Raw genomic sequence first — 13,168 nt, forward strand, 5'->3', positions numbered from 1 at the left:
CGGCCGGGAGCGGGCCGACGGCGGCCGGTCACGGCCGCCGTCGCCGGTCCGCCCGGCCGCCCGGCCGCCCGGCCGCCCGGTCAGGGCAGGAGCGCGTCCAGCTCCGCGAAGAGCGCCGCGGGCACCTCGCCGCCGGTGCGCCCCAGCAGGGTGCGCCAGTGGCCGCGGCCCTCGTGCCACAGCGCCGCGGGGGTCCCGGCGGCGACGGCCGCGACCGTACGGGCGGGCAGCTCGTCCTCGGCGGCGCGCGACGGGGTCAGCCAGTGCGCGGTGCCGCCCTCGGCGAGCCGGGCCATCCACAGCAGGTGCCGGGCGGCGTGCGCGTGGGCGTCCTGCGCGCGCAGCCGCTCGCCGCGCGCGGTGACGTGCGCGGCGAGCACCAGCCAGTTCGCGAAGCGGCCGCACAGGTCGGCGATCTCGGCGGGGTCGGCGGGCAGCGGCGCCTGCCTCGGCAGCGCTCCCAGTACGGGGGTGAGGACGCCGTCCCGGTCGGTCACCACCATGGCCTCGACGGCGGCGCCGCGGGCCGGCCAGTCGCCGACCGAGGCGATGTCGTCGGTCGTGGCGAAGTGGAACTCGCCGCGGACCAGGCCCTCGAAGAAGGCCACATGGGTGCCGAACTCGTTGCGCAGCACGAGGTTCACCGGGGCGACCCGCGCGCACCACGCGGCCGGGTCGAGGGCCGCCCGCGCCGCGGGGTCGAGGAAGAGCCAGAACTCGACGTCGCTGTGCTCGTCCCCCTCCCCCGCGGCGAAGGACCCGTACATGAGCGAGGCGCGGATCGTGTCGTCGGCGTGGCAGAGTTCGCGCACCCGGGAGATGAGATGGTCCTGGATCACGCGGCCCAGTATGGGTCGCGGCCCGACAGCGCGACAGCGGTTTCCAGGGCGCCCGCGCCCTCGGGGATCTCGGCCGGTTCGCCGAAGCCCTTGTAGTCGCGGTACATCTGCGCGTACTCGCGCACCCCGGTGAGCAGCCGCTGCGCGGTGGCGTCGGCGACCGTGAAGTCCTGGCCGGTGGCGCGGGCCAGGTCCCAGCCGTGCAGGCACAGCTCCAGGAAGAGCATGCCCGCCATGCCCTCGGCGGGCATGCCGTTCACCTCGCCCTCCCAGGCGGCGGGCTCGGACCAGGCGGCCACCGAGCGCTCCAGCTGCGCCGCGTAGGCCGCCTGCCAGTCCGGCTCGGCGGTGAAGTCGCGGGTGTCCAGGCCCTCGGGGTGCGGCTCGCGCCGGGCCCGCAGCTCCATGCCGACACCGGTGTACGCCACCAGGTGGTTGACCAGGGTGCGGGTGTCGTAGTCGGGGCAGGGTGTGGGCCCGGCGAGCTGGTCGGGCGTGACGCCCGCGGTGACGCGGGCGGCCGCGCGGGCGGCGTCGGCGATGTCGTTCGGGTAGGTCATGCCCCCGACGCTACGGAGCCCGCCGCGGCCGGTCTTGAACAAACGCGACACCGCATAGGCTGGGCCCATGAGCAGGCACGGCTTCCACCGCGGGGTGCTGCGTCCGGAGGCCGCCGCGGAGTTCCTGGAGGTGCGCACCCACCCGCCCGCCCCGGAGCTGGCCGCGCTCGTCGACTTCTACTGGAACCCCCGCTGGGATCTGCGCGGCCGCGCCCCCTACGAGCAGAAGGTGCTCGCGCACCCCAACGTGCACCTGGTCTTCGAGCCCGACGGGCCGCTCGTCTACGGGGTGCAGCGCGAGGTGTACGTACGGCGGCTGGCCGGTACCGGGCAGGTCCTCGGGGTCAAGTTCCGGCCCGGGGCCTTCCGTGCTTTCGCCACCGGGCCGGTGGCCGCGCTCGCCGACCGCTGCGTGCCCGCTGCGCCCCTGTTCGGGCCCGGGGCGCAGGAGACCGGGCGGCGCGTCCTGGCGCTGGACGACCTCGCGGAGATGGCCGCGCTCGCCGATCGCTTCCTGACCGGGCGGCTCCCCGCGGCGCCGCCCGACCCGCGTGTCGCCGAGGTCGCCGCGCTCGTCGAACGGATCACCGCGAGCCCCCAGCTCTTCCGGGTGGACGCGCTGGCCCGCGAGCTGGACATGTCCGTACGGCGGCTCCAGCGGCTCTTCGCCGACTACGTCGGGGCCTCGCCCAAGTGGGTGCTGCGCCGGGCCCGGCTGCACGAGGCCGCCGCCCGCGCCGACGCGGGCACCGGCATCGACTGGGCCGCGCTCGCCGCGGACCTCGGCTACGCCGACCAGGCCCACCTCACCCGGGACTTCACCGCCGCGGTGGGGGCTCCGCCGGGCAGATACGCGGGGGCGTGAATCCCGGTTTCGTTAGGTGTTCGGGCCCTTCGGGCACATAATGAGGATATACATCGGAGGTCTGGCGGCGCTGCGGACCTGTACCAAGGGGAGGGCGCGGGATGGCGGTCACCGACGAGGCGATCGAGAAGATCAAGGAGATGATCGTCTCCGGAGCGCTGCGGCCCGGCGACCGGCTCCCCAAGGAGAGCGAACTCGCCGCCGAGCTGGGCCTTTCCCGCAATTCGCTGCGCGAGGCCGTACGGGCGCTGTCCCTCATCCGCATCCTCGACGTCCGGCAGGGCGACGGCACCTACGTCACGAGCCTGGACCCGCAACTGCTGCTGGAGGCGCTGAGCTTCGTGGTGGACTTCCACCGCGACGACACGGTGCTCGAATTTCTGGCGGTGCGCCGCATCCTGGAACCCGCGGCAACCGCGATGGCCGCGATCAGCATCCCCGAGGACGAGCTGGACGCCCTCCAGGGCAAGCTCGACGCGCTGGGGGCGCAGCCGTCGGTGGAGGAGCTGGTCGCCTCCGACCTGGAGTTCCACCGCGGGATCGTCGCCGCGTCCGGCAACTCCGTCCTGTGCTCCCTGCTCGACGGACTGTCCGGCCCCACGACCCGCGCCCGCGTCTGGCGCGGCCTCACCCAGGAGGACGCGGTGTCGCGCACGCTCCTGGAGCACCGGGCGATCCTCGGCGCCCTCCGCGACCGCGACGCGGAAGCGGCCCGCAGTTGGGCGACGGTCCACATCGCCTCAGTGGAACAGTGGCTCCGCTCGACGCTGTGACCTGCGGCCGGCCGGGGGGTGCTTCCCCCCGCCCTGCCGGGCCCGCTGTTTTCCGGGACCTTACGCGTGGTGGGTTGCTCGCGCAGTTCTTCGCGCCCTACGGCGGGAAGATCGCGCGAAGGGCCTCACGGGGCACCCCCGTGGCCTCACCCCAGCCCGTACACCGCGGCAGCGGTACCGCCGAAGACCGCGGCGGACTCCGCCGGGGAGAGGTCCGAGGTCGCCTCGGCGGCGAGGGCGAGCACGTCGCCGTAGGACGCCGCCAGCGTGCAGACGGGCCAGTCGGAGCCGAACATCACCCGGTCCGGCCCGAAAACGGCCAGCACGTGCCGTGCGTACGGCAGAAGGTCGGCCGGCTCCCAGCCGGACCAGTCCGCCTCGGTCACGAGCCCCGACAGCTTGCACACCGCGTTCGGCAGCGCGGCCAGCGCGGCGATCTGCGTCGCCCACGCCTCCCACCCGCCGGAGGCGACGGGCGGCTTGGCCGCATGGTCGAGGACGAAGCGCAGTTCGGGCAGTGCCGCCACCGTGTCGAGCGCCGCGGGCAGTTCGCGCGGGGTGACCAGCAGGTCGTAGGTGAGGCCGGCCGCGGCGACGGTCGCGAGGCCCCGGCGGACGCCCGCGCGGGCGAGCCACCACGGGTCGGCCTCGTCCTGGACCTGGTGGCGTATGCCGACCAGCGGGCCGGTCAGCGAGGCCAGGACGTCGGCGAGCGCCGGGTCCGTGAGGTCGGCCCAGCCGACGACCCCGGCGACGCGCCCGCCGGAGCCCGCGGCGGTGTCCAGGAGTTCGCGGGTCTCGTCGAGGGAGGAGCTGGACTGGACGACCACGGTGGCGTCCAGCCCGTGCGCGTCGAGCAGCGGTTCCAGTTCGGCGAAGGCGAACGTGCGGGCGATGGGGTCGAGTTCGGGCCCGGTCATCCAGGGCTGCGGGCGCCGGCCGAGGTCCCACAGGTGGTGGTGGGCGTCGATCCGCCGGGTGCGGCTCAAGGGTTCGGGCACGGTCACTCCCCCGCGGTGAGGGGCAGCGGCACGTCCGTGTCGAGCAGCCCTTCGGCGACGAGGGCGTGCCACATCGCGTCGGGGATGTCGTGGGCGAACATCGCCTCGTTGTCGCGGACCTCGTCGGCGTTCGCGGCGCCGACCAGCGCGGAGACGACGCTCGGGTGCGCGAAGGGGTAGCGCAGCGCGGCGGCCCGCAGCGGGACGCCGAACTCGCCGCAGACGCGGGCCATGGCGAGCGCCCGGTCCACGAGCGGCTGCGGCGCGGCGGCGTAGTTGTAGTGCGCCCCGGGGCCGGGGTCGGCGAGCAGCCCGGAGTTGTAGACGCCGCCGACGACGACCCTGGTGCCGCGGCGTTCGCACACCGGCAGCAGGTCGTCGTAGGCGGTGCGTTCCAGCAGGGTCCAGCGGCCCGCGCACAGCACCACGTCGATGTCGAGGTCGGCGACGAGGCGGGCGAGCACACCGCTGAGGTTCATGCCGAAGCCGATGGCCTTGACCACGCCCTGGTCGCGGAGTGCGGCGAGGGCGGGGAAGCCGCTGTCGTAGACCTCCGGGAGGTGGTCCTCGACGTCGTGCAGGTAGACGATGTCGACGGCGTCCACGCCGAGCCGCTCCAGCGAGCCCTCCAGCGTGGCGCGGATGCCGTCGGCGGTGAAGTCCCAGACCCGGGCGCGGGCCGGGACGTCGGTGAAGCCCTGGCCGTCGGGCTCCTCGCCCGGTTCCAGGTCCCGCAGCCTGCGCCCGACCTTGGTGGACAGCACGTACGAGGCGCGGTCCCGGCCGGCGAGCGCCCGGCCCAGCCGCTCCTCGGAGCGGCCGAGGCCGTAGTGGGGCGCGGTGTCGAGATAGGTGACGGGCCGGCCCGCGTCGAAGGCGGCGGCCACGGTGGCCGCCGCCTCCTCGTCGGTGACGGCGCGGTAGAGGTTGGCCAGCGGCGCGCAGCCGAGGCCGAGCCGGGGCAGTGCCGGGAGGGGCATACGTGGTGTCTTTCTGCGGGGCCCGGCCGGCTGTGCGCCGGGAGGGAGAGGGGACGGGGGGACGGGGACGGTGGTGTCAGTCCTGCTTCTCGCCGCTGGCGAAGCGGGAGATGATCAGGGCGACGATGATGATGGCACCGTAGAGGAACTTGTCCCACAGCGGCGGCACACCGCCGAGGGTGGTGACGTTCACGACCAGTTGCAGGCTGACGACGCCGGTGAGGGCGCCGAAGAGGGTGCCCCGGCCGCCGTTGAGGCTGACCCCGCCGATGACGGTGGCGGCGAAGACCTGGAAGATCCAGCCGTCGCCCTGGGTGGCGGAGATGGCCCCGTAGTGGCCGGTGTAGAGCACACCGGCGAAGGCGGCGATGAGGCCGCCGAGCGCCAGCACCGTCCAGGTGATGCGGTCGACGCGGATGCCGGCCGCGCGGGCCGCCTCGGTGTTGCCGCCGATCGCGTAGAGCGCGCGGCCGTGCCGCAGGTAGCCGAGGGCCAGGCCGCCGACGACGAACAGCAGCAGGCAGATCCACACCGCCGCGGGCGCCCCGGCCCACTCGGCCTTGCCGAGGTAGGAGAAGGACGCGGGCACGGCGACGATGGACTTGCCCTGCGCGACGCCGTCCTGGAGGCCGCGCAGCATGGTGAGCATGCCGAGCGTGGCGATGAAGCCGTTGACCCGCAGCTTCAGGATCAGGAAGCCGTTGACCGCGCCGATCAGCAGGCCGACCAGCAGGCACACCGGGATCGAGGACCAGGTCGGGAAGAGCCCGATGCCGTGGAAGGTCGCCGGTCCGCTGCTGGGCATCACCAGCCACATCGCGATGACCGGCGCCACGCCGATGGTGGACTCCAGCGACAGGTCCATCCGGCCGCAGATCAGGATCATCGCCTCGGCGAGCACCAGCAGGCTCAGCTCGCTGCTCTGCTGGAGCACGCCGATCAGGTTGTCGGACGTCAGGAAGACCGGCGACACGATGAAGCCGATGACACCCAGCACGAAGATGACGGGTATCAGCGACAGGTCGCGGTAGCGGGCGAGCTGGAAGCGCGGCGCCGCGGCGCGGGGCTTGCCGGACACCGCCGCGTCGGCGGTCAACTGGGTGGTCTCGCTCATTCCTCGGCTCCCTTGTCGCCGCCCGCGCCCGCGGGCAGCCCTTCCATCGCCGAGACGAGGTCCCGGTCGCTCCATCCGCTGCCGAACTCGGCGATCACCCGTCCGTGGAAGAGCGCGATCACCCGGTCGCAGACCCGCAGGTCGTCGAGCTCGTCGGAGACGATGACCGCCGCGTCGCCGCGGTCGGCGACCGAGCGGACCACGCCGAGCAGCGAGTCCTTCGACTTGATGTCGACACCCGCGGTGGGCCGGATCGCCACCAGCACCCGCGGGTCGCGGGCCAGCGCCCGCGCGATCACGACCTTCTGCTGGTTGCCGCCCGACAGGTCGGACACCGGCTGCGCGGGCCCGGAGGTCTTGATGTCCAGCGAGTCGATCATCCGCTGGGCGAAGCTCCGGGTCCGCGACGGCAGCACGGTGCCGTACGGGCCGAGCTGGTCGGTCACCGTGAGGGTGGCGTTCTCGGCGACGCTGCGCCCGAGGACGAGGCCCTGCCGGTGCCGGTCCTCGGGGACGTAGCCGATCCCGGCGTTCAGCGCGTGCGGCACGCTGCCGGGCCGTACCACCGTGCCGGACACGGCGGTGCTGCCGCCGGTGGCCTTGCGCAGGCCGACGAGGGTCTCGCCGAGCGCGGTGTTGCCGCTCGCGGTGGCCCCGGCGAGGCCCAGGACCTCTCCGGCCCGCACCGCGAAGTCGATGGGCTCGAAGACGCCGTCCAGCGTCAGCCCCTCGGCGCGCAGCACGGGTTCGGCGCCGGCGCCGTCACCGGCCTCGTCGCGGGTCCCCTCGTCGAGGCCGGGCCCCGCGTGCCAGCTCGTCGCGCCCTGCGCCGCCTCGCCCGTCATCGCCGCCACGAGGTCCGCCTTCCCCAGCTCCGCCACGGGGGAGGTGAGGATGTGGCGGGCGTCGCGGTAGACCGTGACGGTGCTGCACAGGTCGTAGACCTCCTGCAGGTGGTGCGAGATGAAGAGGAACGCGACGCCCTGCTGCTGGAGTTCGCGCAGTTTGCTGAACAGCCGGTCGATGCCGGACGCGTCGAGCTGCGCGGTGGGCTCGTCGAGGATGATGAAGCGGGCGCCGAAGGAGAGCGCGCGGGCGATCTCCACGAACTGCCCCTGCTCCACGGTGAGGTCGGCGGCCCGGGTGGCGGGGTCGACGTCCACGCCGTATTCGGCGAGCAGCGCGGCGGCGTCGGCGCGCAGCTTCGGCCAGCGGATCCGGCCGCGTCCGAAACGGTTGAGGAACAGGTTCTCGGCGACCGTCAGTTCGGGGACGACCATGGACTTCTGGTAGACGCAGGCGACCTTGGACTGCCAGGCGGCGGTGTCCCCGGCGGCGGGCGCGGGTTCGCCGAGGAAGGCGACCCGACCCGCGTCGGGGGCGTGCAGCCCGGTCAGCACCGACACCAGCGTGGACTTGCCCGCACCGTTGCGGCCGACCAGCGCGTGCGAGTCGCCGACCGCCACGGTGATGCCCACCCGGTCCAGCGCCACGGTCGGGCCGAAGCGCTTGACGATGCCCTCGGCGTGCACCGCGGCCGGTGCGGACGGGGTGGAGGGCGTCGATGCGTTGCTCATCCGCGCTCAGCTCTTCCCGAGCTGGTTGGCCCACAGGTTCGGGTCGTCCACGTTGTCCTTGGTCACCAGCGGGGCGGGGAGCTGGTCCTCCAGCCCGTTGGGGATGGCGACGATGGTGGAGCCGTGGTCGGTCGGGCCGGGCTTGAAGGTCTGCCCGGCGAGCGCGGCCTTGGCGTAGTACAGCGCGTACTTGGCGTAGAGGTCGGCCGGCTGGGAGATCGTGGCGTCGATCTTCCCCTCCTTGATGGCCTTGAACTCGTCCGGGATGCCGTCGTTGGAGATGATCGTGATGTGGCCCGGCGTGCCCGGCGGCTTGAGCAGGTGCTTCTGCTCCAGCAGGGCGAGCGTGGGCTGCAGGAAGACGCCGCCGGCCTGCATGTAGATGCCGTTGATGTCCGGGTCGGAGGCGAGCGTGGTCTGGAGCTTGGCCGAGGCGACGTCGCCCTTCCAGTCGGTGGCCAGCTCGATGACCTTGATGCCGGGGAACTTGCTCTTCATGCAGGACGCGAACGCCTCGGAGCGGTCCCGGCCGTTGATGGAGTCGAGGGCGCCCTCGAACTCGACGACCTTGCCCTTGCCGCCGAGCTGCTTGCCCAGGTAGTCGCAGGCGTTGGAGCCGTACGCCTTGTTGTCGGCGCGCACGACCATGTACACCTTGCCCTTGTCGGGGCGGGTGTCGACGCTGATCACGGGGATCTTCTTGCCGGCCAGCTTGTCCAGCGTGGAGGCGACGGCGCCGGTGTCCTGCGGGGCCATCACGATCGCCTTGGCGCCCTGGTCGGTGAAGGTCTGGACGTTGGAGACCAGCTTGCCGATGTCGTTCTGCGAGTTGGTGCGGGGCAGCGCGGAGACGCCGTCGCTCTTGAGGTCCTTCTCTATGTAGCTGTTGTACGAGTTCCAGAAGTCGCTGTCGGAGCGCGGCAGGTCGATGCCCACCTTGCCGGAGCTGCCGGCCTTGTCGTCGCTGCCTCTGTTGCAGCCGGCGAGCGCGGTGACCGCGAGCAGCGCCGTGAGGGCGGCAACGGTCGTCTTGCGCAGTCTCATCGTCGAGTTCTGCCCTTCGGGAGTGTGTCGGCTCGGGGTGGTGCGGGTGGAGCGGTGGTACCGGTGGGTGGTGCCGGTGGTGGTGCGCGGTGCTGCTCGGTGGTGGTGCGTGATGGTGCTCGGTGGTGCGGTGCCGGCCGGGGTGCGCCGGCCGGCGGTGGTGCGCGCCGGTCAGTTGGCGGGGCGCACCCGCAGTCCCTGCATGCCGCCGTCCACGGCGAGCGCGGTGCCGGTGACACCGGCGGCCGCGGGGCTCGCGAGGTAGGCGATGGCGGCGGCGACCTCGTCGGCGGTCACCAGCCGGCCCATCGGCTGCCGGGCGTTGAGGGCGGCGCGCTCGGCGGCGGGGTCTCCGGCCTGGTCGAGCAGTCGGCCGATCCACGGGGTGTCGGCGGTCCCGGGATTGACGCAGTTGACGCGTACGCCCTCGCGGACGTGGTCGGCGGCCATCGCCAGGGTCAGCGAGAGGACCGCGCCCTTGCTCGCGCTGTACAGGGCGCGCTGCGGCAGCCCCGCGGTGGCGGCGATGGAGCAGGTGTGGGTGATCGACGCGGTGCCGGGGCGTTCGGCCGCGGCCCGGCGCAGGTGCGGCAGCGCGGCGCGGGCGGTGCGGACCATGCCGAGGACGTTGACGTCCAGCACCCGCGACCACTCGTCGTCGGTGTTGTCCTCGACGGTGCCGATGGCGCCGATGCCGGCGTTGCTCACCAGGACGTGCAGGCCGCCCAGTTCGCCCGCCGCCTGCTCGACGGCGGCGCGCACGGCGGCGTCGTCGGTGACGTCGGCGGCGACCGGCAGGCAGCCCGCGGGGGCGCCGGACGGGTCGCGGTCGAGCACGGCCACGCGGGCGCCGCGGGCGGTGAGCAGGGCGGCGGTGGCCGCGCCGATACCGGAGGCGCCGCCGGTGACCAGGGCGGTCAGGCCGGCGAAGTCCTGCAGGGGTGCGGGGGTGGTGCCGTCGGTCATCGGGTGAACTCCTGTCGCTGGGCACGCTCCTGCCACACGGGCCCGTCCGGGTAGCGGTAGTCCGTGAGCGTTTCCGGAACCATACGGGCCGAGAAGCCGGGCGCCGAGGGGGCGACATAGCGGCCGTTCTCGACGACGGCGGGGTCCGTGAAGTGCTCGTGCAGATGCGGTACGTACTCGATGACGCGGCCTTCGAGGCTGCCGGAGACCGCGACGTAGTCGAACATCGCCAGGTGCTGGACCAGCTCGCACAGGCCCACGCCGCCGGCGTGCGGGCAGACCGGGACGCCGAACTTGGCGGCCAGCAGCAGGATCGCCAGGTTCTCGTTGACGCCGGCCACGCGGGCGGCGTCGATCTGGACGAAGTCCACCGCCCCGGCCTGGAGCAGCTGCTTGAAGACGACGCGGTTGGCGACGTGCTCACCGGTGGCGACCCGGACGGGCTGCCCGGCGCGCACCGCGGCGTGCGCCAGGACGTCGTCCGGGCTGGTGGGCTCCTCGATCCAGTACGGGTCGTGCGGCGCCAGCGCCGCCATCCACTCCAGGGCCTCGGCGACGTCCCAGCGCTGGTTGGCGTCGACCGCGATGCGGATGTCCGGGCCGACGGCGGCGCGGGCCAGTCGCATCCGCCGCAGGTCGTCCTCCAGGTCGGCGCCGACCTTGAGCTTGATCTGGCCGAATCCGGCGGCTACCGCCTCCTTGGCGAGCCGGGTGAGCTTCTCGTCGGAGTAGCCGAGCCAGCCGGGTTCGGTGGTGTACGCCGGGTAGCCCTCCTGGCGCAGCGTCTCCGCGCGGGCGGCGCGGCCCGGTTCGGCGCGGCGCAGGATGTCCAGCGCCTCGTCGCGGGTCAGCGCGTCGCTGAGGTAGCGGAAGTCGACGAGGTCGACGAGCTGGTCGGGGCTCATGGAGGCGAGCAGCGCCCACACCGGCTTTCCGGCCGCGCGGGCGGCGAGGTCCCAGGCGGCGTTGACCACCGCCCCGGCGGCCATGTGCATCACGCCCTTCTCGGGGCCGAGCCAGCGCAGTTGCGAGTCATGGGTGAGCAGCCGGTAGAAGGCGCCGAGGTCGCCCGTGACACTGTCCACCGGGCGGCCGACCACATAGGGTCGCAGCGCCCCGATCGCGGCGGCGACGACGTCGTTGCCGCGGCCGATGGTGAAGCACAGGCCGTACCCCGCGAGGCCGCCGGGGGCGTCGGTACGGAGCACGACGTAGGCGGCGGAGTAGTCGGGGTCGGGGTTCATGGCGTCCGAGCCGTCGAGCTGCTCCGAGGTCGGAAAGCGGATGTCGTACACGTCGACCTCGGTGATGGTCGGACTCATGCACACTCCCGTCGCGAGACATCGGATCTTTTCTTGATGATCCGATGTATAGCGGGGGTGCCGGGTGCCCGTCCAGGGGGCTGGGCGAAGTTGTTGATAACAGATCGGATGTCTCCAGGTCCCGTCTCGGCGGCGGTCCCGGGCCCCCGCGGCGGCCGCGGGACGGCCCCCCGGCGCCCGCCGGAGGTCGCCCCGGTAACGCCCCGGCAGCGGCGGGACCGCCGTCCGCGCGGGCCTGGGCACGTAGGCTGGTGACGCACGTGACGAGCAAGTGAGAGCAGCGCCGGATCGGGGCCGCACGGCCCCGCCGGCCGGAAGGAGGCGCCGGGTGATCGAGCTTGAGGGAGTACCCGAGCTGATCGATCCGGTCATGGTGGCGGCGTTCGAGGGCTGGAACGACGCCGGGGACGCAGCCTCCACCGCGGTGGCCCATCTGGACCGGGAGTTCAAGGGCGAGGTCTTCGCCGCGCTGGACGCCGAGGACTACTACGACTTCCAGGTCAACCGCCCCACCGTGTGGATGGAGGACGGTGTCCGGCGGATCACCTGGCCGACCACCCGGCTGTCGGTGGCCAGGATCCAGTCCCCCAAACCGCGCGACCTGGTCCTGATCCGCGGCATCGAACCCAGCATGCGCTGGCGGTCGTTCTGCAACGAGCTGCTGGGCTTCGCGCACGAGCTGGGCGTGGAGATGGTCGTGGTGCTGGGCGCGCTGCTCGGCGACACCCCGCACACCCGCCCGGTCCCGGTCACCGGCGTCACCTCCGACCCGGACCTGGCCACCGCGCTCGACCTGGAGGAGTCCCGCTACGAGGGCCCCACCGGCATCGTCGGCATCCTCCAGGAGGCCTGCACGCACGCCGGGGTGCCCGCGGTCAGCCTGTGGGCGGCCGTGCCGCACTACGTCTCCCAGCCGCCCAACCCCAAGGCCACCCTCGCCCTGCTCAACCGCCTGGAGGACCTGCTGGACCTGCGTATCCCGCAGGGCGAGCTGCCCGAGGACGCGCGGGCCTGGCAGGTCGGCGTCGACCAGCTGGCCGCCGAGGACAGCGAGGTCGCCGAATATGTGCAGACATTGGAGGAGGCGCGCGACACCGCGGAATTGCCGGAGGCGTCGGGCGAGGCCATCGCACGGGAATTTGAGCGTTATCTGAGACGCCGGGACCCGCAGCCCGGCGGTTACGCGAGCGAAGGCGGCGACGGCGTCCCGCAATTTCGCGACCTCGGCCGTCAGCAGCGGCCCGAGGAACCGCGAAACACCGAAGGGCCGGCGGGAAACACGGAGGGGAAGAGCGGAAGCACCGCCGACCCCGACAACGGCACCGACAACGGCACCGACGACCACTCCGGGGACGGCTCCAAGGACTCCGGGGACTCCCCCGGGGGCTCCTCCGGCGGCGACGGCACCGGGGAGGACCCGCAGTAGGCCGCGCGGCCCGGCACAGGCAACGGATCGTCAAGAGCCGGGCACGCCATGCCAAAGCACCCACGTCCGGCACCTGGCAGGATGTCGGCGTCGGCTGCCGATCCCCCGCCATCCACGGACGGATCCCGTGCCCGGTACGGCCACCCGCGCTTATCGGAACGTTAGTTGCGAAGGGGAACTGTCGCCGGTTAGCATGAGGTTCATCCGTTGGCATACCTTCCCCGGGGGGGGATCATGGTAATCGACGAACGTATGGATGACGTAGATTTCCGTATTCTGGCGTTAATGAGCGAGGGGTTGTCCGACGCGACCATCGGGAGAAAACTCTCACGCGGTCATCGGACCATCCAGCGGCGTATCTGCCACATGATGGACAGCCTCGGTGTCTCCGGCCGTTTCGCGCTGGGGCTGAAAGTCGCGGAACTCAACCTGCTGGCGGCCCGGGAAATCCCCGGAAACGCTGCCGACCTCGCGGGCAGGGCCGCCGCGAGCAGCTGCACGTAACAGACCCGGGCGCGGGGGGGCGTCCGAGCCGGGGGGGAATGGGGGGACCCCGGAGCAGAAAAAAGGAGGGGCGGGGCCCCCGGGGGCGGGGGCGCCCCCCCCCCCAAACCCCACCCGGCCGGGGGGGGGCGGGCGCCCCACCCCGCCCCCCGGCCCCCCCCCGCGCGGCCCCGCCCCGCGCCCCCCGGGGGGGGCCC

General features: G+C 73.1%; 13 protein-coding genes. 4 read left to right on the forward strand and 9 right to left on the reverse strand.

The genetic code is table 11. The annotated features are described in order from the left end of the window. Nucleotides 1-80: 80 nt before the first annotated feature. Complete coding sequence (locus ACH4PY_RS14255) at nucleotides 81-839, reverse strand: hypothetical protein (RefSeq protein WP_398180755.1); 759 nt, start codon at nucleotides 837-839, stop codon at nucleotides 81-83. Next, nucleotides 836-1,399, reverse strand: coding sequence for a TIGR03086 family metal-binding protein (locus ACH4PY_RS14260; RefSeq protein ID WP_398180758.1), 564 nt, complete (start codon nucleotides 1,397-1,399; stop codon nucleotides 836-838). Before ACH4PY_RS14260 ends, ACH4PY_RS14255 begins: the two co-directional genes overlap by 4 nt. A gap of 67 nt (nucleotides 1,400-1,466) precedes the next feature. Here ACH4PY_RS14260 and ACH4PY_RS14265 point away from each other — a divergent pair, with 67 nt between their 5' ends. Together ACH4PY_RS14265 and ACH4PY_RS14270 are read left to right on the forward strand one after the other, a co-directional pair. Further along, complete coding sequence (locus tag ACH4PY_RS14265) at nucleotides 1,467-2,264, forward strand: DUF6597 domain-containing transcriptional factor (protein WP_398180761.1); 798 nt, start codon at nucleotides 1,467-1,469, stop codon at nucleotides 2,262-2,264. Between the two features lie 101 nt (nucleotides 2,265-2,365). After that, nucleotides 2,366-3,037, forward strand: coding sequence for a FadR/GntR family transcriptional regulator (locus ACH4PY_RS14270; RefSeq protein ID WP_398180764.1), 672 nt, complete (start codon nucleotides 2,366-2,368; stop codon nucleotides 3,035-3,037). A 146-nt stretch (nucleotides 3,038-3,183) separates the two neighbouring features. On the opposite strand, the gene ACH4PY_RS14275 is transcribed toward ACH4PY_RS14270, so the two are convergent. The 7 genes from ACH4PY_RS14275 to ACH4PY_RS14305 form a co-directional block, all read right to left on the reverse strand. Then, on the reverse strand, nucleotides 3,184-4,038 hold the full coding sequence (locus ACH4PY_RS14275) for an amidohydrolase family protein (RefSeq protein WP_398180767.1): 855 nt from the start codon (nucleotides 4,036-4,038) through the stop codon (nucleotides 3,184-3,186). 2 nt (nucleotides 4,039-4,040) lie between these two features. Next, nucleotides 4,041-5,018 (reverse strand): aldo/keto reductase, encoded by a 978-nt coding sequence (locus ACH4PY_RS14280; protein ID WP_398180770.1) that lies wholly within the window; start codon nucleotides 5,016-5,018, stop codon nucleotides 4,041-4,043. A 76-nt stretch (nucleotides 5,019-5,094) separates the two neighbouring features. Then, entirely contained in the window at nucleotides 5,095-6,132 is a 1,038-nt protein-coding gene (locus ACH4PY_RS14285; protein ID WP_398180773.1) for an ABC transporter permease, read from the reverse strand. Continuing rightward, a complete protein-coding gene (locus tag ACH4PY_RS14290) occupies nucleotides 6,129-7,709 on the reverse strand; it encodes a sugar ABC transporter ATP-binding protein (RefSeq protein ID WP_398180776.1) in 1,581 nt (526 codons plus the stop codon). The genes ACH4PY_RS14285 and ACH4PY_RS14290 overlap by 4 nt, the downstream gene beginning before the upstream one ends. A gap of 6 nt (nucleotides 7,710-7,715) precedes the next feature. Next, entirely contained in the window at nucleotides 7,716-8,753 is a 1,038-nt protein-coding gene (locus tag ACH4PY_RS14295; protein WP_398180779.1) for a sugar ABC transporter substrate-binding protein, read from the reverse strand. A 171-nt stretch (nucleotides 8,754-8,924) separates the two neighbouring features. Then, nucleotides 8,925-9,719, reverse strand: coding sequence for an SDR family NAD(P)-dependent oxidoreductase (locus ACH4PY_RS14300; protein ID WP_398180782.1), 795 nt, complete (start codon nucleotides 9,717-9,719; stop codon nucleotides 8,925-8,927). Next, nucleotides 9,716-11,041: an enolase C-terminal domain-like protein gene (locus tag ACH4PY_RS14305; protein ID WP_398180785.1), complete on the reverse strand. Its 1,326-nt coding sequence runs from the start codon at nucleotides 11,039-11,041 to the stop codon at nucleotides 9,716-9,718. Before ACH4PY_RS14305 ends, ACH4PY_RS14300 begins: the two co-directional genes overlap by 4 nt. A gap of 328 nt (nucleotides 11,042-11,369) precedes the next feature. Between ACH4PY_RS14305 and ACH4PY_RS14310 the strand changes: the two genes are divergently transcribed. Both ACH4PY_RS14310 and ACH4PY_RS14315 read left to right on the forward strand, forming a co-directional pair. Beyond that, nucleotides 11,370-12,467: a PAC2 family protein gene (locus tag ACH4PY_RS14310; RefSeq protein ID WP_398180788.1), complete on the forward strand. Its 1,098-nt coding sequence runs from the start codon at nucleotides 11,370-11,372 to the stop codon at nucleotides 12,465-12,467. A gap of 234 nt (nucleotides 12,468-12,701) precedes the next feature. Further along, complete coding sequence (locus tag ACH4PY_RS14315) at nucleotides 12,702-12,971, forward strand: DNA-binding response regulator (RefSeq protein WP_398180793.1); 270 nt, start codon at nucleotides 12,702-12,704, stop codon at nucleotides 12,969-12,971. Nucleotides 12,972-13,168 lie beyond the last annotated feature (197 nt).

The organism is Streptomyces sp. NPDC021224, from assembly GCF_044332905.1.
Classification (GTDB): domain Bacteria; phylum Actinomycetota; class Actinomycetes; order Streptomycetales; family Streptomycetaceae; genus Actinacidiphila.

Excerpts from the sequence above, each read along its gene's own strand:
- ACH4PY_RS14260 (WP_398180758.1), bottom strand. The coding sequence starts at position 1,399 with ATGACCTACCCGAACGACATCGCCGACGCCGCCCGCGCGGCCGCCCGC.
- ACH4PY_RS14265 (WP_398180761.1), top strand. The coding sequence starts at position 1,467 with ATGAGCAGGCACGGCTTCCACCGCGGGGTGCTGCGTCCGGAGGCCGCC.
- ACH4PY_RS14270 (WP_398180764.1), top strand. The coding sequence starts at position 2,366 with ATGGCGGTCACCGACGAGGCGATCGAGAAGATCAAGGAGATGATCGTC.
- ACH4PY_RS14280 (WP_398180770.1), bottom strand. The coding sequence starts at position 5,018 with ATGCCCCTCCCGGCACTGCCCCGGCTCGGCCTCGGCTGCGCGCCGCTG.
- ACH4PY_RS14285 (WP_398180773.1), bottom strand. The coding sequence starts at position 6,132 with ATGAGCGAGACCACCCAGTTGACCGCCGACGCGGCGGTGTCCGGCAAG.
- ACH4PY_RS14290 (WP_398180776.1), bottom strand. The coding sequence starts at position 7,709 with ATGAGCAACGCATCGACGCCCTCCACCCCGTCCGCACCGGCCGCGGTG.
- ACH4PY_RS14295 (WP_398180779.1), bottom strand. The coding sequence starts at position 8,753 with ATGAGACTGCGCAAGACGACCGTTGCCGCCCTCACGGCGCTGCTCGCG.
- ACH4PY_RS14300 (WP_398180782.1), bottom strand. The coding sequence starts at position 9,719 with ATGACCGACGGCACCACCCCCGCACCCCTGCAGGACTTCGCCGGCCTG.
- ACH4PY_RS14305 (WP_398180785.1), bottom strand. The coding sequence starts at position 11,041 with ATGAGTCCGACCATCACCGAGGTCGACGTGTACGACATCCGCTTTCCG.
- ACH4PY_RS14315 (WP_398180793.1), top strand. The coding sequence starts at position 12,702 with ATGGTAATCGACGAACGTATGGATGACGTAGATTTCCGTATTCTGGCG.